Annotated in this window: 18 protein-coding genes; 12 read left to right on the top strand and 6 right to left on the bottom strand. The window is 65.6% G+C overall.

Annotation, left to right across the window (positions count from 1 at the left end; all coding sequences use genetic code 11):
- Nucleotides 1–3 precede the first annotated feature (3 nt).
- From AC07VS_RS26625 to AC07VS_RS26615, 3 genes are read right to left on the bottom strand one after another with little or no spacing between them, the layout of a single operon-like run.
- Nucleotides 4–993, bottom strand: a complete 990-nt coding sequence (locus tag AC07VS_RS26625; RefSeq protein ID WP_494752465.1) for a Bug family tripartite tricarboxylate transporter substrate binding protein — start codon at nucleotides 991–993, stop codon at nucleotides 4–6.
- Nucleotides 986–2,212: a CaiB/BaiF CoA transferase family protein gene (locus tag AC07VS_RS26620; protein WP_494752464.1), complete on the bottom strand. Its 1,227-nt coding sequence runs from the start codon at nucleotides 2,210–2,212 to the stop codon at nucleotides 986–988. Before AC07VS_RS26620 ends, AC07VS_RS26625 begins: the two co-directional genes overlap by 8 nt.
- A complete protein-coding gene (locus AC07VS_RS26615) occupies nucleotides 2,209–3,177 on the bottom strand; it encodes a hydroxymethylglutaryl-CoA lyase (protein ID WP_494659098.1) in 969 nt (322 codons plus the stop codon). Before AC07VS_RS26615 ends, AC07VS_RS26620 begins: the two co-directional genes overlap by 4 nt.
- A gap of 116 nt (nucleotides 3,178–3,293) precedes the next feature.
- Here AC07VS_RS26615 and AC07VS_RS26610 point away from each other — a divergent pair, with 116 nt between their 5' ends.
- Both AC07VS_RS26610 and AC07VS_RS26605 read left to right on the top strand, forming a co-directional pair.
- Nucleotides 3,294–4,040 carry an IclR family transcriptional regulator gene (locus AC07VS_RS26610; RefSeq protein ID WP_494752463.1) on the top strand — a complete coding sequence of 249 codons (747 nt, stop codon included), beginning with the start codon at nucleotides 3,294–3,296 and terminating at the stop codon, nucleotides 4,038–4,040.
- Nucleotides 4,041–4,543: 503 nt separating this feature from the next.
- Nucleotides 4,544–5,281, top strand: a complete 738-nt coding sequence (locus tag AC07VS_RS26605) for an SDR family NAD(P)-dependent oxidoreductase (protein ID WP_492349984.1) — start codon at nucleotides 4,544–4,546, stop codon at nucleotides 5,279–5,281.
- Here AC07VS_RS26605 and AC07VS_RS26600 read toward each other — a convergent pair.
- Nucleotides 5,251–6,231 carry a LysR family transcriptional regulator gene (locus AC07VS_RS26600; protein WP_494752462.1) on the bottom strand — a complete coding sequence of 327 codons (981 nt, stop codon included), beginning with the start codon at nucleotides 6,229–6,231 and terminating at the stop codon, nucleotides 5,251–5,253. The two genes, AC07VS_RS26605 and AC07VS_RS26600, sit on opposite strands and share 31 nt — an antisense overlap.
- Nucleotides 6,232–6,345: 114 nt before the next feature.
- Here AC07VS_RS26600 and AC07VS_RS26595 point away from each other — a divergent pair, with 114 nt between their 5' ends.
- The 3 genes from AC07VS_RS26595 to AC07VS_RS26585 are packed head-to-tail and all read left to right on the top strand — an operon-like array spanning nucleotide 6,346 to nucleotide 8,289.
- Nucleotides 6,346–6,954, top strand: a complete 609-nt coding sequence (locus AC07VS_RS26595) for an FMN-dependent NADH-azoreductase (RefSeq protein ID WP_494752461.1) — start codon at nucleotides 6,346–6,348, stop codon at nucleotides 6,952–6,954.
- Nucleotides 6,955–7,000: 46 nt separating this feature from the next.
- Nucleotides 7,001–7,852, top strand: a complete 852-nt coding sequence (locus AC07VS_RS26590) for a pirin family protein (protein ID WP_494752460.1) — start codon at nucleotides 7,001–7,003, stop codon at nucleotides 7,850–7,852.
- A gap of 8 nt (nucleotides 7,853–7,860) precedes the next feature.
- Nucleotides 7,861–8,289 carry a 4Fe-4S dicluster domain-containing protein gene (locus AC07VS_RS26585; protein WP_494752459.1) on the top strand — a complete coding sequence of 143 codons (429 nt, stop codon included), beginning with the start codon at nucleotides 7,861–7,863 and terminating at the stop codon, nucleotides 8,287–8,289.
- Nucleotides 8,290–8,309: 20 nt separating this feature from the next.
- On the opposite strand, the gene AC07VS_RS26580 is transcribed toward AC07VS_RS26585, so the two are convergent.
- Nucleotides 8,310–9,194 (bottom strand): LysR substrate-binding domain-containing protein, encoded by an 885-nt coding sequence (locus AC07VS_RS26580; RefSeq protein WP_492349979.1) that lies wholly within the window; start codon nucleotides 9,192–9,194, stop codon nucleotides 8,310–8,312.
- A 158-nt stretch (nucleotides 9,195–9,352) separates the two neighbouring features.
- On the opposite strand from AC07VS_RS26580, the gene AC07VS_RS26575 reads away from it, so the two are divergent.
- From AC07VS_RS26575 to AC07VS_RS26555, 5 genes are read left to right on the top strand one after another with little or no spacing between them, the layout of a single operon-like run.
- Nucleotides 9,353–10,102, top strand: a complete 750-nt coding sequence (locus AC07VS_RS26575) for an SDR family NAD(P)-dependent oxidoreductase (RefSeq protein ID WP_494752458.1) — start codon at nucleotides 9,353–9,355, stop codon at nucleotides 10,100–10,102.
- A gap of 35 nt (nucleotides 10,103–10,137) precedes the next feature.
- On the top strand, nucleotides 10,138–11,160 hold the full coding sequence (locus AC07VS_RS26570) for a TRAP transporter substrate-binding protein (RefSeq protein WP_492349977.1): 1,023 nt from the start codon (nucleotides 10,138–10,140) through the stop codon (nucleotides 11,158–11,160).
- Nucleotides 11,157–13,019, top strand: a complete 1,863-nt coding sequence (locus tag AC07VS_RS26565; RefSeq protein ID WP_492349976.1) for a TRAP transporter large permease — start codon at nucleotides 11,157–11,159, stop codon at nucleotides 13,017–13,019. Before AC07VS_RS26570 ends, AC07VS_RS26565 begins: the two co-directional genes overlap by 4 nt.
- A 37-nt stretch (nucleotides 13,020–13,056) precedes the next feature.
- Nucleotides 13,057–13,902, top strand: a complete 846-nt coding sequence (locus tag AC07VS_RS26560; protein ID WP_492349975.1) for a transketolase — start codon at nucleotides 13,057–13,059, stop codon at nucleotides 13,900–13,902.
- Entirely contained in the window at nucleotides 13,899–14,906 is a 1,008-nt protein-coding gene (locus AC07VS_RS26555; RefSeq protein ID WP_492349974.1) for a transketolase family protein, read from the top strand. Before AC07VS_RS26560 ends, AC07VS_RS26555 begins: the two co-directional genes overlap by 4 nt.
- A 17-nt stretch (nucleotides 14,907–14,923) precedes the next feature.
- Here AC07VS_RS26555 and AC07VS_RS26550 read toward each other — a convergent pair whose 3' ends face one another.
- On the bottom strand, nucleotides 14,924–15,925 hold the full coding sequence (locus AC07VS_RS26550; RefSeq protein WP_492349973.1) for a helix-turn-helix domain-containing protein: 1,002 nt from the start codon (nucleotides 15,923–15,925) through the stop codon (nucleotides 14,924–14,926).
- A 246-nt stretch (nucleotides 15,926–16,171) separates the two neighbouring features.
- Here AC07VS_RS26550 and AC07VS_RS26545 point away from each other — a divergent pair, with 246 nt between their 5' ends.
- The gene (locus tag AC07VS_RS26545; RefSeq protein WP_494752457.1) at nucleotides 16,172–17,563 is read left to right on the top strand and encodes a DUF1329 domain-containing protein; all 1,392 of its coding nucleotides are present in this window, start codon (nucleotides 16,172–16,174) and stop codon (nucleotides 17,561–17,563) included.
- Between the two features lie 83 nt (nucleotides 17,564–17,646).
- Nucleotides 17,647–17,994: DUF1302 family protein (locus tag AC07VS_RS26540; RefSeq protein ID WP_494752456.1), on the top strand; the 348-nt coding region annotated here is incomplete at its 3' end.

Below are 17,994 nucleotides of genomic sequence, written 5' to 3'. Positions count from 1 at the left end.
TGCTCAGTCGAACTTGATGGCGCTGGCCTTGATCAGCTCTTGCCATCGGGCCTGTTCGGTCTGCAGAAAGCGGGCAGTTGCTTCCAGTGAACCGCCCAACGGCAGGCTGCCCTCGGCGGCCAGGCGTTCACGCGTGGCGGGCTGTGCCAAGGCCCGCTCGGTGGCGGCGTTCAGCGCCTGCACCAGGTCCTTTGGGGTCTTGGCCGGGGCCACCAGCATCTTCCAGTCGGTGGCCTGGAAGCCCGCATAGCCTGACTCGGCCACCGTGGGTGTGCCGGGCAGGATGGACAGGCGGTTGAGCGAGGTCACCGCCAAGGCCCGCAGCCGCCCGGCCTTGATCATGCCGATGACGGCCTGAGGGGTGGCGAACATGCAGTCGGTCTGCCCGCCCAGCAGATCGGTGATGGCGGGAGCCGCCCCCTTGTAGGGGATGTCCAGCACATTGTTGAGTCCGGCCTGGCGGGCCAGCATCACACCGGCCAGGTGCCCCACGGTGCCGGTGCCGGCGAGCGCCTGCTTGAGTGGCGTCTTGGCGTTGCGGCCCGCCCTGATGAGATCGGCCAGGGTGCCCCACGGCGCTTCTTGGCGCACGACCAGGATGGTCGGCACTTCGGCCACTGCGGCGATGGCGATGAAGTCCTTCTTTTCATTGAACGGGATGCGCTCCATGGCCACCGGATTGATGGCCAGATTGGACGTCTGCGCCAGTCCCAGGGTGTAGCCATCTGCAGGCGATTTGGCCACGATGTCGAGGCCTATGTTGCCCGCACCGCCGGGCTTGTTGTCCACGATGATCGGCCACTTCGTGTCCTGGGTGATGCGTTCGGCGATCAGCCGGGCCACGGCATCCGTGCCGCCGCCCGCCGCGTACGGAACGACCAGGCGCACAGGCTTGGTCGGCCAGGCGGGTTGGGCCTGCACGCGGTCCGTCAACACCGGCAGTGTGGCGGCCAGCGCCAGCTTGATGAGGTCTCGGCGTTGCAACTCAGACATGGGCCTCTCCCTGAACCAGGCCTTGGGCCTGCATGGTTTCAATCTCACGTGCGGTGTAGCCCAGCTCCTCGAGCAGGGCCACGCTGTGTTCGCCCAGCCGGGGCGGGTTCATGCGGATGCCCGGCCGGCTGTCGCCCAGCATCAGGGGCAGCAGCACGGTCTTGCAAGCGCGACCATCGGGCAGCGTGATGGGCGCTAGCGTGCCCGTTCTGTTCAGATGGGGGTCGTCCAGCAGGTCTTGGGGCTTGGCGATCGGGGCAAAGGGCAGCCCGCGTTCTTCGAAGATCCGGGCAATGTCCTGGGCCGTGCGGTTCTCGAGGTGGGCGCGCAACACGGGCAGCAGCCAGTCGCGGGCTAGCACGCGGTCGTTGTTGCTTCGCAGGCGGAGATCGGCCTTCAGTGGGCCCAGATCGAACGCCTCGCAGAAAGCGGCCCAGGCACTGTCGCTGACCACCGCCAGGAAGATCTGCTCACCGTTCTTGACCGTGAACACGTCATAGATGGCCCAGGCCGAGATGCGGTTGGGCATGGGCGCGGGGGGCTTGCCCGTGACGGCAAACTGCATCATGTGCTGCGCCACCAGAAACACATTGTTCTCGAACAGCGCTGATTGGACGAGCTGGCCGCGGCCGGTCTTTTCGCGCTGGGCGAGCGCGGCCATGGTCCCCATGGCCCCGAACATCCCACCCATGATGTCGTTCACGCTGGTGCCCGCCCGCAAGGGATCGCCCTCACGCCCGGTCATGTAAGCCAGGCCTCCCATCATCTGCACCACCTCATCCAGCGCGGTGCGCTTCTCATAGGGGCCGGGCAAAAAGCCTTTGTGGCTGACGTAGATGAGACGCGGATCCAGCCGGGACAAGGTTTCGTAACCCAGGCCGAGCCGGTCCATCGTGCCGGGGCGGAAGTTCTCGCTCACGACGTCGGCAGTCGCGATCAGCTTGAGCGCGACCTCCATGCCTTGCGGCGATTTGAGATCCAGCGCGATGCTTTTCTTGTTGCGGTTGAACATCGGGAAGAAGCCTGCGCCGGAGCCCAGCAGGTTGCGGCTGCTGTCACCGGCGATGGGTTCGACCTTGATCACCTCGGCGCCGAGGTCGGCCAGCACCATGCCGCAGGAGGGGCCCATGACCATGTGGGTGAACTCGACCACCCGCACGCCGGCGTAGGGCAGGGGCTGGGCTGCGGTCTGATCGGACGATGGGTCTGTGGCGCTCATGCCGGCTCCTTGGCTTGGGTGGGGCAGGCAACGGCCCAGCCTTTGGGCAGCCCCGCTTCGGGGGTCATGCCGTACAAGGGTTCGCCGGGCAGACCGGCACTCAAGGGCTGGCGGGCCTCGAACAGGCGTGGCAGATCGATGCCGGTGGCGATGCCCATGGCCTCGAACATGAACACCAGGTCTTCTGTCACCACATTGCCACTGGCCCCCGGTGCGTAAGGGCAGCCGCCCAGGCCGCCAAGCGAAGCGTCAAAGGTCCGCACCCCGGCGTCGTAGGCCGCCAGGCAGTTCGCCAGGCCCAGCCCCCGGGTGTTGTGCATGTGGGCCGCCCCGGCGCGCTCGCCCAGGGCGGCACGCAGGCGGGTGAACAGCCGCTTGACCTGGGCGGGGTTGGCCATGCCGGTGGTGTCCGACAAGCCCGATTCATCGGCACCGGCCTGCACGCACTGCTCGGCCAGCCAGATCACATCGTCTTCTGGCACCTGGCCCTGGAGCGTGCAGCCGAAGGCCGTCGAGATCCCGGCCTCCAGCTTGACGTGGGGCGCCAGCTCATCGCGCATCCGGGCGATCGCACGCACCTCTTCCACCATCTGCTCTCGCGTCTTGCGCACATTGGCCAGCGAGTGCGCCTCGCTGGCCGAGACCGGCATCGTCAGCTTGTGCACGCCGGCGCGCAGGGCCGCTTCTGCACCCCTCTGGTTGGGCACCAGGGCCATCACGCAGACACCGGCATGGGTCAGCGCATGCCGCACCACCTCGGCCGCGTCGGCCATCTGCGGCAGCAGGCGTGCCGGCACGAACGAGGCGACCTCGATCTCTTGCACGCCGGCGGTCACCAGGGCGTCGATCCAGGCCTTCTTGTGCTCGGTCGGCATGGTCGCCTTCACGGATTGCAGGCCGTCGCGGGGCCCGACTTCGCTGATCAGCACCGAGGTGGCCGATCGATGTGGATGGGAACTGGGCATTCTCTTGACGTCTCCTGAAAATTCTGTAAGATAGAACACAAATCTGTTTAATAGAATTTAGAGCAAGAACGCCCATGGCGTCAAGGCGCGCATTCGTCCCCGGAAAAGGTCAGCCCATGCCCAGAAAAGCCCAAACTCAATCCCTGGCCGATGAGTCCAGCGCGCCCGGCGGGGCTGCTGCGGTTGACCGTGCCATCACGCTGCTGGCCGCGTTCCGTCACGGAGATGCCGCCTTGTCGCTGGCGGAGCTGGCAGAGCGCACCCGGCTCTACAAGAGCACCGTGCTGAGGTTGCTCGCCTCGCTCGAGCACGGGCGCCTGATCGAGCGCCTGCCCGACGGGCGCTATGCGCTGGGCCTGGAGGTGGCGCGCTTGTACACCATCTATGCAGACACCTTCTCCCTGGATCGCTTGGTGATCCCGGTGCTCGAAGACCTGGTCCTCAAGACCGGCGAAAGCGCGGCCTATCACGTTCGGCAAGGGCACCCGCCCAACCAGACTCGTCTGTGCCTGTATCGAGTCGATTCACCGCATCCGATCCGGGACCACATCCGGGCCGGCGACGTGCTGCCCTTGAGTTCGGGAACTGGTGGGCGCGTGCTGTCGGCGTTCGGCCTCGGTCATGAGCAGCAAGTGCTCAGTCAGGAAGAACGGGTGCTCTATGCGCGCATCCGCGAGCAGGGGTATTTCGCCTCGGTGGGCGATCGTCTGAAGGAGGTGGCCGGCATCTCCGCCCCCGTGAACAACGCCCAAGGCGCGGTGGTGGCCGCCGTCACCCTGACGATGCCTAATCACCGGTATGACGAGCGCTACGTCAAAGACGTCCTGGCTGCTGCCAGGCAACTGAGCCAAGGCATGGGTTGAGGGGGGGCCATACTGCCCTGGCTCGGGCTTGGGTCGCGGTGGGAACGTGCCTCGGGGGTCAGGCCAGCCCGCGTGGCTCATCAAGCGTGCGCCGCATGCTGGCGCGACTGGTGCAGGCCTCGGCCAGAAAGGGGTCGCTCACGCCGTAGATTGCCGTGCTCGTCCAGCGTGGCCGCTGAGAAGGCCTTCTTCATTCAGCCCTTGGGGCGCAACAGTTGCTCGGCCATGTCTTCGGCAAGCTGCTGTCGATGGACGATCATGCTTATCCATTTTTATTGAAATCAGATCATTTTCAGTGAACGCCGTTGGGGCCAGCCTCGCCGCCGGAGCCTTCCTGCCATCGCTTTATCCGATGGAATCCATCCAGAAATATCGGCTTTCCATGAGGGGGCGTGGGTGTTCGAATCGGGCCCCTGTCGCCATCCGACCCTGTGCGTTTTGTTCTGCCAACCACCGGGCGTCTGTGTTGGCGATCTCCATCAACTTCAGGAATCGATCCCATCATGACGACGAAATGCATTGCCATTCTTGGCGCCGGCCCCGGACTGGGGCTGGCTCTGGCCCGACGGTACGGAAAAGACGGCTACGCCGTGGCCCTGGTCGGCCGGCGTGTCGAGGTCCTGCAGGCTCAAAGCCGGCAACTGGGCGCAGAAGGGGTGACAGCACAGGGCTTTCAGGCCGATCTGCGCGAGCCGGCCCAGGTGAGTGCGGTGGTGGCAGACATCCTGTCCCGTTTTGGCCGGATTGATGTGCTGTATTACGGACCCAATGCGCCTGAGGCCTTTGTCCCGGCCTCCTTGCTCAGCGTGGACGATGTCAAAGACAAGGTCGAGCTGTTTCTGTACGGCCTGGTGGCCGCTGTGGGTGCGGTGCTGCCGACCATGCGGGCACTGCCGCAGGGTGCCATCCTGGTGGGGCTGGGGGGCTCGGCGGCGGTGGGGCTGCCGTTCATGAGTGGCCCTGGGCCGGCGCTGGCGGGGGCTCGCAACTACCTGTACTCGCTGCATGGCGAGTTGGCCTCGCAGGGCATCTATGTGGGCATGCTGACGTTGTCTGCCGTGATCCAGCACAGCGGCTGGCATGAGGGCATCCAGTCGGGCCGCATTGCCATGCAGCTGCCGCCGGGGTTCCAGATTCCGGAGGTGTCGCCCGACGTGCTGGCCGCCATGTTGCAGCACGCCATGCTGGAGCGCTCCGGCCCCGAGCTGACCTACCCGCCGGCGCCCGCCGCGGCGGCCTGAGGGCCTGAGCCCTGCGCGTGTGCCAACTGCATGCCCTGCACGCCCTGCACGCCCTGCTCGGCCGCCGCTCGCTTGAGCTCGTCAAGCAGCCAGCGCCCCGCCGGGCCCGGTGGCAGGTCGGTACGGTGGATGGCGGTCAGGGACATGCTCACGTTGGCCCGGCTTTCCTCGAACTCCAGCGACACCAGCCGGCCTTGCTCGATGTCAGCCTGCACCACATGCAAGGGCATGCCACCCCAACCCAGGCCGGCCTTCAGAAAGGCGTGCTTGGCGCCCAGATCGGACAGGCGCCAGGTCTTGGGCGAGAGCACGCCCATGTCCATGCTCTGGGTCAGTTGAGAGCGGTCGCTCAGCACCAGCTGCACATGCTGGCGCAGTTCGCGGCTCGACAGCGCCCGGCCGGCCTGGGCCAGCGGATGTTCGGGTGCGGCCACCATCAGGTAGGGCACGCTCATCAGGTGCTCGCTGCTCAGTTCGGGGTGGTCGGTCAGCAAGGGGGCCCGCACGCCGAACGAGCAACTGCCCTCCAGCACCGGCTCCATCACGGCGCCCATGCCCTCCACCGAAATGCGCAGTGGCGTGCGCGGAAACTGCTTGTGGAAGCCGGCCACGGCGGTGGTCAGGACGCTGGTGGGCAGAAACACGTGGGCGACCACCTTCAGCTCGGGCTCAAGCCCGGCGCCCATGCCCTTGGCCCGGGCCTTGAAGCGGTCCATGTTGTCGGCCACCTGTCTCGCGTCGGTCAGCAACTCGCGGCCGATGGTGGTGAGTTGGGGGCGCCGTGTGGACCGGTCGAACAACTGCACGCCCAGCTGGTTCTCCAGGTTGGCCAAGGTCTGGCTCACGACGGACTGGGCCCGGCCCAGTTGCCGCCCCGCTGCAGAAAAGCTGCCGCAATCGGCGGCAGCGATGAAGGTACGCAATTGATCCAGGGTGACGGCATCCAGCATCTATCTGTCCAATCGATGGTATTGATCTAAAAATATAGGCTTTTCAGATTTTACGGCGATCGCTAACTTCCAGGCCTGGGCTCAACGGTGAGCCTCCTACAACTGGAAAACGCCATGAAACTGTTGCACATCGACTCCAGCATCCTGCACGGGGATTCCGTCAGCCGCGATCTTTCGGCCCGGGTGGTGGCCACCTGGGTCGGGCGTCACCCCGGCCTTCAGGTCCGACACCTCGACCTGGCGCTGACCCCCTTGGGCCACCTCACGCAGGCCCATCTGGCGGTCCAGCAGGGCGCGCCGGCGCCTGCCGAACAGGCGGCCGACATCGCCGCGGGCCAACAGGCCTTGGCTGATTTTCTGGCGGCCGACGTGGTGGTGGTGGGCGCGCCCATGTACAACTTCGGCGTGCCCACCCAGCTCAAGGCCTGGCTCGATCGCCTGGCCGTGGCAGGCAAGACCTTCAGTTACGGCGAGCAAGGCCCGAAGGGCTTGTGCGGTGGCAAGAAGGTGATCGTGGCTTCGTCGCGTGGCGGCATGTTCAGCGAGGGCACCCCGCTGGCCGCCATGGACCACCAGGAGGCCCATCTGCGCGCCTTCTTCGGCTTTTTGGGCATCCAGGAGGTGGCGGTGGTGCGTGCCGAAGGCCTGGCCATGGGCCCGGCCGTGCGTGAGCAGGCCCTGGCTTTGGCACAAGCCCGCATCGCCGAGCTGGCCGCCGCCTGAGGCTGGCTTCCGATGGTCCACGCCCCGTCTCCAGACCGGTTCCACCATGCCATTCCAGATCACCGCACCAATCCATGGGCAGCTCCGCGCCCATGCCCATTTCTCGGCCAACAGCTTTGACCTGCACGGCCGGGGCGACGGCGAGTCGCCTTTCCTCCTGCTGGACGACTTTCGCGTTTGGGGGCGACCGTTTCCGCCCCACCCGCACGCTGGTTTCTCGGCGGTCACCTGTGTGTTTGAAGATTCAGGCAGCGGCTTGCGCGTGCGCGACTCGTTGGGCAACGACGTGCAGGTCGGGCCGGGTGGGGTGGTCTGGACGCAGGCGGGGCAGGGTGTCCTGCATCAGGAGATGGCTTCCAACCCAGGCCATGAACTGCATGGCGCCCAGATCTTCATCAACCTGAGCGGGCCGCACAAGTTGCTGCCGCCGCAGACCCTGTGGCTGGACGCGCCCGCGGTACCGCAGTGGTGCGGTGCCGGTGGCGACCGTGTGCGGGTGTTGGCCGGGCGTTTTGGTGTGATCTCCTCGACCCTCGCCCCGGCCGAAGACATCACCCTGCTGGATGTGCTCTTGCGCGACGGCCTTGATCTGCCTTGCAGCCCTGGCCGCTGCGCGCTGCTTTACGTGGTGTCGGGCCAGGTCCGGGTTTCTGGGCCAGGGGGCGACATGGGGGTTGTGCTCTCCGGGGGGCAGGCGGCGGAGTTCCGGGGCGAGGGCAGTGTCCGGCTCGATGCGCTCACCCCGGCCCATGTCCTTTGCATGGTGGGCGACAGCCTGCGTGAAACCCTGGTGATCAACGGTCCTTTCATCATGAACAGCCGCCAGCAGATCAGTGACGCCATGGCCCGATTCGAGTCCGGCGGCTTTGGTGCCCTGGCGCCCTTGCCAGAAGAATGAGTGAATCCATGAACTCCGTCTCTCACCCCAAACCTTCTATCGATCCATCCCGAGTCACGACCGGCAGCCGCCGCCGTCAGCAGCGTCATGCCCGCCTGCTCGAGGCCCAGGCGGCCAAGCCCCCGAAGTGCAAGGCGGAACCCGGCTTGTTCAGGCCCGTCGTCGATGCGCGCCGATGTGAAGGGCAGGGCGACTGCGCGGTCGTCTGCCCGGTCGCTGTCTTCAAGATCGACCGCATGCCCGACGAGGCCTTTGCGGCCATGCCCGTGCTGGTCCGGTTCAAGCTTTGGGCCCACGGCCGCCAGACGGCTTTCACGCCGCATGCCGAGGCCTGCCGGGCCTGTGGATCTTGTGTCAGTGCCTGCCCCGAGCAGGCGATCACCCTGGTGCGCGCCAGCGGCCACCAGAGCGGCAACCAGAGTGGCGTTGGGGCCTGAGCGGTCCTGCCGATGCGCCTTCAGCGCACCGAGGCCTCGTGGTGCAGCCAGGCGAGAAAAGCCTCCACCGCGGGGCGCTTGGCGTGGCGCTCGGGGTAGACCGCAAAGTGGGCCTTCACCGGAACGGCCTGATCGAGCCCGAACACCGCCTTGAGTTTGCCCTCGGCCAGATGGCCCGCGGCGATCACCGCGCTTTCGAGCGCCACACCCAGGCCCTGGGTGGCCGCGTCCAGTGACATCTGGGCGCGGTCGAAGCGCACTGGAAAGCGGTCAGGTGCCCGCAGGCCGCCGAAGCGGTTCAGCCAGTCTGACCACTGCACCACGCTCACATTGCTCTGGATCAGGGGCAGCTCCAGCAACTGCGCGATCTCGCGCAGCTTGTGCTGGCGGATGAACGCCGGGCTGGCCAGCGGCACGATGGGCTCCTCGAACAGCGGCTCGACCACCAGGTCGCCCCATTGCGGCACGCCGTAGCGAAGGTCGATGTCGGCCTGGCCCAGCGCGAAATCGCTGGGCGTGTGAGCGGCCGACAGGTTGAGCGAGATGTCAGGGTAGGCCTTGGCAAAGCGATGCAGCCGGGGCATCAGCCACAGGCTGGCAATGCTGGGGGCCGAGTGCACATAGAGGCTGTTGCGTATGCCCTGGCGCAGGTCGTCGGTGGCCGACGAGATGGCATTGAGGGCTGCCCTGATGTGCATCAGGTAGTGCTCGCCGGCCGGGCTTAGCCGCACGGTGTGGGCACTTCGCTCGAACAGCCGGATGCCCAGGTGCGCCTCCAGGCGCGAGATCTGGTGGCTGATCGCCGAGGCCGTGAGGTGCAGCTCAGAGGCGGCCAGCGCAAAGCTGCGGCGCCGGGCCACGGCTTCAAAGGCTTGCAGGTTGGCGATCGGGGGCAGTGCGGCCATCGGGAGAACCCTGACTTTGAATGAACGATTGTCATCTTACGCTGATATTAAATCGCTTGTCTTCAACTTGGACCACTTTGAGAATCGGCCTCGACGGGGTGGAGCCGGCCGAAGTGGCCGTCCCCCTGGCCTGCATCAACTCACTGGAGACACCGAACATGTTGCTCAAAGACCAAGTGGCCCTCATCACCGGCGGCGCCGGCCTCAACGGACTGGGCTTTGCCACCGCCCGCCTCATGGCGGCCCAGGGCGCCCGCGTCGTGATCTGCGATCTCGAACGTGCCGACCCTGCAGGTGCCGCCGCCCAATTGGGTGCGGGGCACCTGGGCCTGGTGGCCGATGTGACCGACAAGGTCTCGTGTGAAGCCGCTGTGCAAGCCGCCCTGCAGGCCTTTGGCCGCATCGACACCCTGGTCAACAACGCGGGCATCACCCAGCCGGTCAAGACCCTCGAAATCACCGGCAGCGATTACGACCGCATCCTCGATGTCAGCCTGCGCGGCACGCTGTACATGTCGCAGGCCGTGCTGCCGACCATGCAGCAACAGGGCGGCGGCTCGATCATCTGCATCTCCTCGGTGTCGGCCCAGCGCGGCGGCGGCATCCTGGGCGGGCCGCACTACTCGGCCGCCAAGGCCGGGGTGTTGGGCCTGGCCAAGGCCATGGCCCGCGAGTTCGGGCCCCAGAACATCCGTGTCAATTGCATCACCCCCGGCCTGATCGGCACCGACATCATCAAGGGCAAGCTGACCGACGAGAAAAAGGCCGAGATTGCCGAGACCATCCCACTGGCCCGCCTGGGCCGGGCCGACGACATCGCCGGGGCCTGCGTCTACCTGGCCAGCCCGCTGTCGAGTTACTGCACCGGCATCACCCTGGACGTCAATGGCGGCATGCTGATCCATTGACCGTCAGCTGTTTCAAGATCAACAAGGAGACAACCATGAACGATTCCAAGACGACGATCTCGCGTCGCAGCCTGCTGAGTGCATCGGCAGCGCTGCCCCTGTTCTCGATTGCCATGCGACCGGCCTCTGCCGCCGAGTTCAATTTCAAGTTCGCCACCGGCCAGGATCCCTCTCACCCGGTGAACAAGCGGGCGCAAGAGGCCATCGATCGCATCCGCAACGCCACCAATGGCCGTCTGGACATCAAGTTGTTCCCGGCCAACCAGCTTGGTTCGGACACCGACTTGCTGTCCCAGGTGCGCTCGGGCGGGGTGGAGTTCTTCAACCAGGCCAGCGTGGTGCTGTCGACCCTGGTGCCCGCCGCCGGCATCGTGAACACCGGCTTTGCGTTCCACGATTACACCGAGGTGTGGAAAGCGATGGACGGCCCGTTGGGCAAGTACGTGCGGGCTCAGATTGAAAAAGTGGGTCTGTTGACCCTGTCCAAGCCCTGGGACAACGGATTCCGCAACATCACGACCTCGACCAAGCCCGTGAAGACACCGGACGACCTCAAGGGTTTGAAGATGCGCGTGCCGGCGGCCCCGATGCTGTCCAGCCTTTTCACCGCCCTGGGGGCCAGCCCGACGCCGATCAACTTCAATGAGCTGTATTCGGCGCTGCAGACCAAATTGGTGGAGGGCCAGGAGAACCCCCTGGCCATCATCAGCACAGCACGCCTGTACGAGGTGCAGAAGTTCTGCAGCCTGAGCAACCATGTCTGGGACGCCTACTGGATTCTGGGCAACCGCAAGGCCATGGACCGCCTGCCCAAGGACATCCAGGAGATCGTCTACCGCGAACTGGACAAAGCCGCCACCGATGAGCGTGCCGACATTGCCGCCCTGAACTCTTCCTTGCGCACGGATCTGGCGTCCAAAGGCATCCAGATGACCGAGCCGGACAAGAAGGTGTTCAAGGACGCGCTGGCCAAAAATGGCTTCTACAAGGACCTGCGCGCCAAGTTCGGCGAGGACGCCTGGAAGCTGCTTTCCGACAGCGTGGGTGGTTTGGGATGAGCGCCATGCTGAGCGAACCCTTGAACGATCAGCCCGCCCCAAACGGGCTGGCGGTCCGTGCCGAGGCGTGGCTGGGTCATCTGGTTGAAGTGCCGGCCGCTGTGCTGGTGGTGGGCGAGGTGGCGGTTCTGCTGGCAGGCGTCGTGATGCGCTTTCTGCTGAACAGCCCACTCCCCTGGGCCGATGAGTTGGCTTCGATCCTGTTTCTGTGGCTGGCGAACCTCGGGGCGGCCGTGGCCCTGCGCCGCGGCATGCACATGCGGACCACCGCGCTGGTATCGCGCTGGAGTGCCAAGGCCCAGTCATGGGCGGAGGTGTTGGCGACGGTGGTGCCTATCCTCTGGCTCGGCATGCTGATCTGGCCGATGACCGAATACGCGCTGGATGAGTGGGTCGTGCAGACCCCGGCGCTTTCTTGGCCCAACACGCTGCGGGCGGCGGCGGTTCCGGTGGGCAGCACCATGATGCTGTTGCTCTGCCTGTTCAAGGTGGCGCGCCATGGCTGGTTTGAGATCGTCAAGGTCGCTTTCTCGATCGCGATCCTGGCAGGCGTCCTGTATGCCGGGGCCGACTGGCTGCAGGCCATCGGCAATTGGAACCTGCTGATCTTCTTTGCGGGCTTGCTGGGGGCCGGGGTCTTGCTGGGCGTGCCCATCGCATTCTGCTTCGGCATGGCGACGGTGTCCTTTCTGCTGACGACCACCTCCACCCCCCTGTCTGTGGTCAGTGGACGCATCGACGAAGGCATGAGTTCGCTCATCCTCCTGGCGGTGCCGCTCTTCATCCTGCTCGGCCACCTGGTGGAGATGACGGGCATGGCGAAGGCCATGGTCGACTTCCTGGCCTCTTTGTTGGGGCATGTCCGTGGTGGGCTGAACTACGTGCTGCTGGGGGCCATGCTGTTGGTGTCCGGCATCTCGGGGGCCAAGACGGCCGACATGGCCGCCGTTGCGCCAGTTCTGTTGCCCGAGATGAAAAAACGGGGCAACCCCGAAGGCGAACTGATCGCCCTGCTGGCGGCATCGGGCGCCATGGCCGAGACGATTCCGCCATCGTTGGTCTTGATCACCATTGGTTCGGTCGCCGGGATCTCGATCAGTGCCTTGTTCACCGGGGGCATCCTGCCGGGGGTGGTTCTGGCGCTGATCCTGGCCCTGTTGTCGCGATTCCGCAGTGCTGAAATCAGCCACGGGTTGCAAAGGGCGCCGCTGGCCGTGGTGGGCAAGACACTGCTGATCGCGGCACCGGCCCTGGCGCTGCCTGTGCTGATTCGCACAGCGGTGGTCGAAGGCGTGGCCACGGCCACCGAGGTGTCGACCATCGGGATCGCCTATGCGGTGGCGGCGGGCTTGCTCGTCTATCGCCGCTTCGACTGGCGGCGTCTGTATCCGATGCTGGTGGACACGGCGGCCTTGTCTGGCGCCATCCTTTTCATCATCGGAACCGCCACCGGCATGTCGTGGGCACTGACCCAATCGGGCTTCTCGCACAGCCTGGCCCACTTGATGACGAGCGTGCCCGGTGGCAAGTATGGCTTTCTGATGGTGTCCATCGCCGCGTTTGTCGTGCTCGGGAGTGTGCTGGAAGGCATTCCTGCCATGGTCTTGTTTGCCCCTTTGCTGTTCCCGGTGGCCAAGGCCATGGGCGTGCATGAAGTGCATTACGCCATGGTGATCATCTTGGCCATGGGCATCGGTCTGTTCGCACCGCCCTTTGGCCTCGGCTATTACGCGGCCTGCACCATCGGCCGGGTGCATCCGGATGCGGCCGTGCGGCGAATCTGGCCCTACCTGGGCGCCCTGTTGGCGGGCCTGATCCTGGTGGCGCTCGTGCCCTGGTTCTCCATTGGGCTGCTGTGAGTTGAGCCAACCCCCTATTTTGTTACCGAGGATTGTTATGACGGATACCGTATCCAAGTTGAAGGCGTGCGCCTACCGCATCCGCCGCTACGCGCTGCGCATGGGCGAGGTGCAGGGGCAGGGCTACATCGGCCAGGCCCTGGGCTGGGCCGATGTGCTGGCGGTGGCCTACGGCCATGCCATGAGCTACCAAGCCACCGACCCGGTGTGGGAGGGGCGAGACCGCTTCCTGCTGTCTCATGGGCACTATGCCATCGCGCACTACGCCGCCCTGATCGAAGCCGGGATCATTCCGGAGTCCGAGCTGGAGACCTACGGCAGTGATGACAGCCGCCTGCCCATGTCGGGCATGGCCACTTACACCCCCGGCATGGAGATTTCGGGCGGATCCCTGGGGCAGGGGCTGATCATTGGTGTGGGCATGGCGTTGGCGCTGCGCCAAAAGCAGAACAAGGCCTTTGTCTACAACTCGATGTCCGACGGAGAACTGGACGAAGGTTCGACCTGGGAGGCCGCCATGTCTGCTGCCCACCACGGTCTGGGCAACCTGATCTGCCTGATCGACATCAACAACCAGCAGGCCGACGGCCCGTCGAGCAAAGTGCTGGGCTTTGAGCCCCTGGCCGACAAATGGGCTGCCTTCGGATGGCATGTCCAGCGGGTGAACGGCAACGATCTGCCCGCGGTGCTGGCGGCCTTCGACACCGCCCGCACCCTTCAGGAGGCCAAACCCCGGGTGATCCTGTTTGACACCCTGATGGGCAAGGGCGTGCCCTTCCTGGAGACGCGCGACAAGAACCATTTCATCCGGGTCGATCCCCCCGAGTGGCAGCAGGCCCTCGCGGTGCTCGACCAGAGCCAGACCTCAGGAGCCCAAGCATGAACACCGCCACCGACAAGAAACCCCGTCTGACCACCTCGGCCATGATTGCCTCCATCGCGGCCGAGGGCCAGCGTGTCAAGGCTGCGCCCTTCGGCAAGGCCCTGGTCGAGCTGGCCGCCAACCGGCCCGAGATCGTGGGCATGACGGCCGACCTGGCCAAGTACACCGATCTGCACCTGTTTGCCCAGGCCTACCCCGACCGCTTCTACCAGATGGGCATGGCCGAGCAATTGCTCATGGGCTCGGCCGGGGGCATGGCCAAGGAGGGCCTGATCCCGTTTGCCACCACCTATGCGGTGTTCGGTACCCGCCGCGCCTACGACTTCATTCACCAGGTCATTGCGGAAGAGAACCTCAACGTCAAGATGTGCTGTGCCCTACCGGGCCTGACCACGGGCTACGGCCCCAGCCACCAGGCCACCGAAGACCTGGCCATGATGCGCGGTATACCCGGCCTGACCATCGTCGACCCTTGCGACGCCCTGGACATCGAACAGGCCGTGCCGCAGATCGCCGACCACCCGGGCCCGGTGTACATGCGCCTATTGCGCGGCAATGTGCCGCTGGTGCTCGACGAGATTGAGGGCTACCGCTTCGAGCTGGGCAAGGCCAAGAGCCTGGTCGATGGCGACGACGTGCTGATCATCTCCAGCGGCTTCATGACCATGCGGGCACTGGAGGTGGTCAAGGCCTTGAAGGCCGATGGCGTCGGCGCCGCCGTGCTGCACTGCCCCACCATCAAACCCCTGGACGAGGCCACGATCCTGGCCGAAGTGGGCCGCAAGCAGCGCCTGGTGGTGGTGGCCGAGAACCATTCGGTCATCGGCGGGCTGGGAGAGGCCGTGGCCTCGTGCCTGTTGCAGAACGGGGCCCAGCCTGCACGCTTCCGGCTGGCAGGCCTGCCCGATGCCTACCTGGATGCGGGCGCGCTGCCCACCCTGCACGAGCGCTATGGCATCAGCACCGAGGCCCTGACCCGGCGCATCCAGGCCTGGATGCGCTGAGCCAGCCAGCCGGCCCTTCAGACCTGCGCGTTGCGCAGCGTCTGCGAGGGCAACTCGCCAAACTGGGCCGAGTAGTCGCGCGAGAACTCGCTCAGGTGCCAGAAGCCCCAGCGGGCTGCGATGTCCTGCACCTTGATGCGGGCCTCGTGGGCGCGGTTTTTCAGGTCGCGGCGCACGCCGTTCAGGCGCACCAGGCGCAGGTAGCGTTTGGGGCTGATGCCCAGCACGTCGTTGAAGCAGTAGTCCAGCTTGCGCGGGCTGGTGCCGATGCGGCTGCACACGTCCAGCGTGGACAGTGGCTGGTCTGAATGGGCCAGCATGCATTCGCAGGCGCGGTCCACCACTTTTTTGCGCGCCTCCACACGGCGCAGCTCGCTAGTGTCCACCTGCGAGGGGATGGCCTCAATCCATTCGATCAGGATGGCGTCGCGCAACTGGAGCAGGGCCACCGGGTCGTTGAGCAGCTCGGGCGAGCTGCTCAGCAGGTCCAGGATGCGGCGGTGCATCTTGTTGAGGTGGCGGGCCGAGGCGGTGCTGGCCTGCACCACGATCTGTTCTTCGATCCAGGCCGAAAGGGGCTTCTGGTACATGCTTTGCCACAGGGCGGCCAGCAGTTCTTGCTCCACCACCACACCGATCAGTTCGCAATGGGCGGGGGTCAGCAGGTCCAGCTCTTCGCCCCGGCCGATCATGATCGATTCGGTGCTCAGGCGCTGGCCGTTGAAGATGGCCTCGCTGTCCTGCTCCAGTGCCATGGCCAGGCCGTAGTGCCCGCGGCCGATCTGGCCGCGCTGGCGCACCTTGCAGTTGGCCCCTTCGCGGATGATGCGCAGCCCGGGCAACTGCACCAGCTCAATCTGCCCGTCAAAGCGGCCGGCCGAGAGCTGGTCGTAGTTCAGGCTCCATTGCGGTTGGGCACTGGCATGCACGTCGACGTCGCTGGAGCGCACGCAGGCGTGCCAAGAAGGCGGCGGCATGGCACTGGATTGGGGCATCTGTTGGCCGGTCAAGGGGCTCATGGCTCGGTGCGGGGCGTCTGTGCGCCCGTGTGGGGTGGGGACCGAGTGTCCTAAGCATCAGCCGTGCCGGCCATCGGTAGAAACCAGAGCGCACCAGCCTGGTGACGCCGCACCAAATGTTTGCTTGGTAATTACCCTAGATGAGACTTGCGCAAAACCGATAACGGTGATCTTGCACGCCGCCACACACTCCAGCCCATCCACCACCTGTGGTGCTTATCCGACCGCTAATCAGGAGTCGTCAATATGGGGAATGCAACAAACACCGGGCGCCATTTGCTGCTGGCCTTGGCGGCCCTGGCCGCCATGGGCAGCAGCCTGGCGCAATCACGCGATGCTGCCCGCCTGGGCAAAGACCTGACGCCCGCTGGCGGCGAGCAGGCCGCCAACAAGGACGGCAGCATTCCGGCCTACACCGGTGCCGAGCCGCCCGAGGCCGGCTGGGCCTGGGGCAAGCTGCGCGGCGAGTTCTGGAAGCACAAGGGCGAGAAAGCGCTGTACTCCATCGACGCCTCCAACGTCGACAAGTACGCCGACAAGCTCTCGCCGGGCCAGGTCGAGCTGATCAAGCAGACCAAGGGCTACCGCATGGATGTGTACCCCAGCCATCGCAGCTGCGGCGTGCCTGACTTTGTGGCCGACAACACCCGCAAGAACGTCGAGGCCGGCAAGCTCAAGGACAATGGCTGGACGCTGCAGGAGGCCATGCTGCCGGGCTACCCCTTCCCCATGCCACGCAATGGCGCCGAGGCCATGTGGAACGCCAAGATGCGTTACCGCGGCCTGGCACTGGACTACAAGAAGGTGATCACCGCCGCCTCGCCGCGCAAGGGCGGTGACGAGTGGATCAAGGCCGGCTCCGAGCAGGTGGTGTTTGTGCCCTGGGGCGCCAAGGGGTCTGCTCCCTTCAGCAAGATGCCACAGGTCGAGTACTACACCTACTTTGGCTACAACAGCCCCGCCGCCCTGGCCGGCCAGGCCCTGGCCATCACCAACTACAGCGAAGCCGCCACCGAAACCTTCTACTACTTTCCGGGCCAGCGCCGCGTGCGCCGCATGCCCACCTATGCCTACGATGCCCCGCAGATCGGCTTCGAGAACCAGTACACCCTCGACGAGCCCTATGTGTTCAACGGCCTGATGGACCGCTTTGAATGGAAGCTGGTGGGCAAGAAAGAGATGCTGGTGCCCTACAACGTGTTCGGGGCCTATGACTTCAAGGCCAAGTTCGAAGACGTGGCCCAGCGTGATTTCATCGAGCCCGGCCACCGCCGCTACGAGATGCACCGCGTGTGGGTGGTCGAGGCCACGGTCAAACCAGGTACCCGGCATCTGGCCCCCAAGCGCACCTTCTACCTCGACGAAGACAGCTGGGCTCCGTTGGTGGCCGACGACTACGACGCCCAGGGCAAGCTCTGGAAAGTGCGCGAAGGCTTTGTGATTCCGGTGTACGAGACCGGCTCGTGCGATGTGTCGGCCTTTGTGCAGCAAAACGTGCTGGAGGGGCGCTATGTGTTTGACGAACACGCCGTGGGCACCGGCACCGACGTGCATTGGCTGACCGAGGCCGGCAACAACGCCAAGCTCAAGGCCGGCTTCTACACCTCAGACAACCTGCGCGCCATCAGCGAACGCTGAGCCCGCCCCTGATGTCCTGGGCCGGGTGCATGGCACCGGCCCAGGGCCTTCACCCGCCCCCCTTCTGAAGACAAGGTGACACCATGTCCGGACATCGCTTTTCCCTCATTTTTTCTGCCGTTCTGCTGGCCCATGGCGCGGCCCAGGCCTTCACCTTCGAGACCGAAGACGGCCTGCGCGGCAGCTTCGACTCGACCGTGTCGGTGGGCACGGGCATCCGTGCCAAAGACCCCAGCCCCGGCCTGATCGCGGCGGGCAACACCGGCTCGCCGGGCGGCGGCCTGAGCGCCGTGTCGGGCCTGGGCGACCAGGGCGACCTCAACTACAAGAAGGGCCAGCCCTTCACCACCTACCTCAAGGGCTCGCACGAGCTGGTGCTCAAGCCCAGTGAAGACCTGACCTTCATGGGCCGCATCACCTGGCTCAAGGAC

Source organism: Curvibacter sp. GW821-FHT01G03, assembly GCF_059422285.1.
Note: the sequence above shows the minus strand (reverse complement) of the source record. Positions and strands in the feature narration are given on the sequence as shown.

Coding starts and splice junctions, on each gene's coding strand:
- AC07VS_RS26595 (WP_494752461.1), top strand. CDS start 6,346: ATGAAACTGTTGCACATCGACTCCAGCATCCTGCACGGGGATTCCGTC.
- AC07VS_RS26625 (WP_494752465.1), bottom strand. CDS start 993: ATGTCTGAGTTGCAACGCCGAGACCTCATCAAGCTGGCGCTGGCCGCC.
- AC07VS_RS26560 (WP_492349975.1), top strand. CDS start 13,057: ATGACGGATACCGTATCCAAGTTGAAGGCGTGCGCCTACCGCATCCGC.
- AC07VS_RS26585 (WP_494752459.1), top strand. CDS start 7,861: ATGAACTCCGTCTCTCACCCCAAACCTTCTATCGATCCATCCCGAGTC.
- AC07VS_RS26605 (WP_492349984.1), top strand. CDS start 4,544: ATGACGACGAAATGCATTGCCATTCTTGGCGCCGGCCCCGGACTGGGG.
- AC07VS_RS26565 (WP_492349976.1), top strand. CDS start 11,157: ATGAGCGCCATGCTGAGCGAACCCTTGAACGATCAGCCCGCCCCAAAC.
- AC07VS_RS26580 (WP_492349979.1), bottom strand. CDS start 9,194: ATGGCCGCACTGCCCCCGATCGCCAACCTGCAAGCCTTTGAAGCCGTG.
- AC07VS_RS26615 (WP_494659098.1), bottom strand. CDS start 3,177: ATGCCCAGTTCCCATCCACATCGATCGGCCACCTCGGTGCTGATCAGC.
- AC07VS_RS26545 (WP_494752457.1), top strand. CDS start 16,172: ATGGGGAATGCAACAAACACCGGGCGCCATTTGCTGCTGGCCTTGGCG.
- AC07VS_RS26575 (WP_494752458.1), top strand. CDS start 9,353: ATGTTGCTCAAAGACCAAGTGGCCCTCATCACCGGCGGCGCCGGCCTC.
- AC07VS_RS26610 (WP_494752463.1), top strand. CDS start 3,294: ATGCCCAGAAAAGCCCAAACTCAATCCCTGGCCGATGAGTCCAGCGCG.
- AC07VS_RS26570 (WP_492349977.1), top strand. CDS start 10,138: ATGAACGATTCCAAGACGACGATCTCGCGTCGCAGCCTGCTGAGTGCA.
- AC07VS_RS26555 (WP_492349974.1), top strand. CDS start 13,899: ATGAACACCGCCACCGACAAGAAACCCCGTCTGACCACCTCGGCCATG.
- AC07VS_RS26620 (WP_494752464.1), bottom strand. CDS start 2,212: ATGAGCGCCACAGACCCATCGTCCGATCAGACCGCAGCCCAGCCCCTG.
- AC07VS_RS26550 (WP_492349973.1), bottom strand. CDS start 15,925: ATGAGCCCCTTGACCGGCCAACAGATGCCCCAATCCAGTGCCATGCCG.
- AC07VS_RS26590 (WP_494752460.1), top strand. CDS start 7,001: ATGCCATTCCAGATCACCGCACCAATCCATGGGCAGCTCCGCGCCCAT.
- AC07VS_RS26600 (WP_494752462.1), bottom strand. CDS start 6,231: ATGCTGGATGCCGTCACCCTGGATCAATTGCGTACCTTCATCGCTGCC.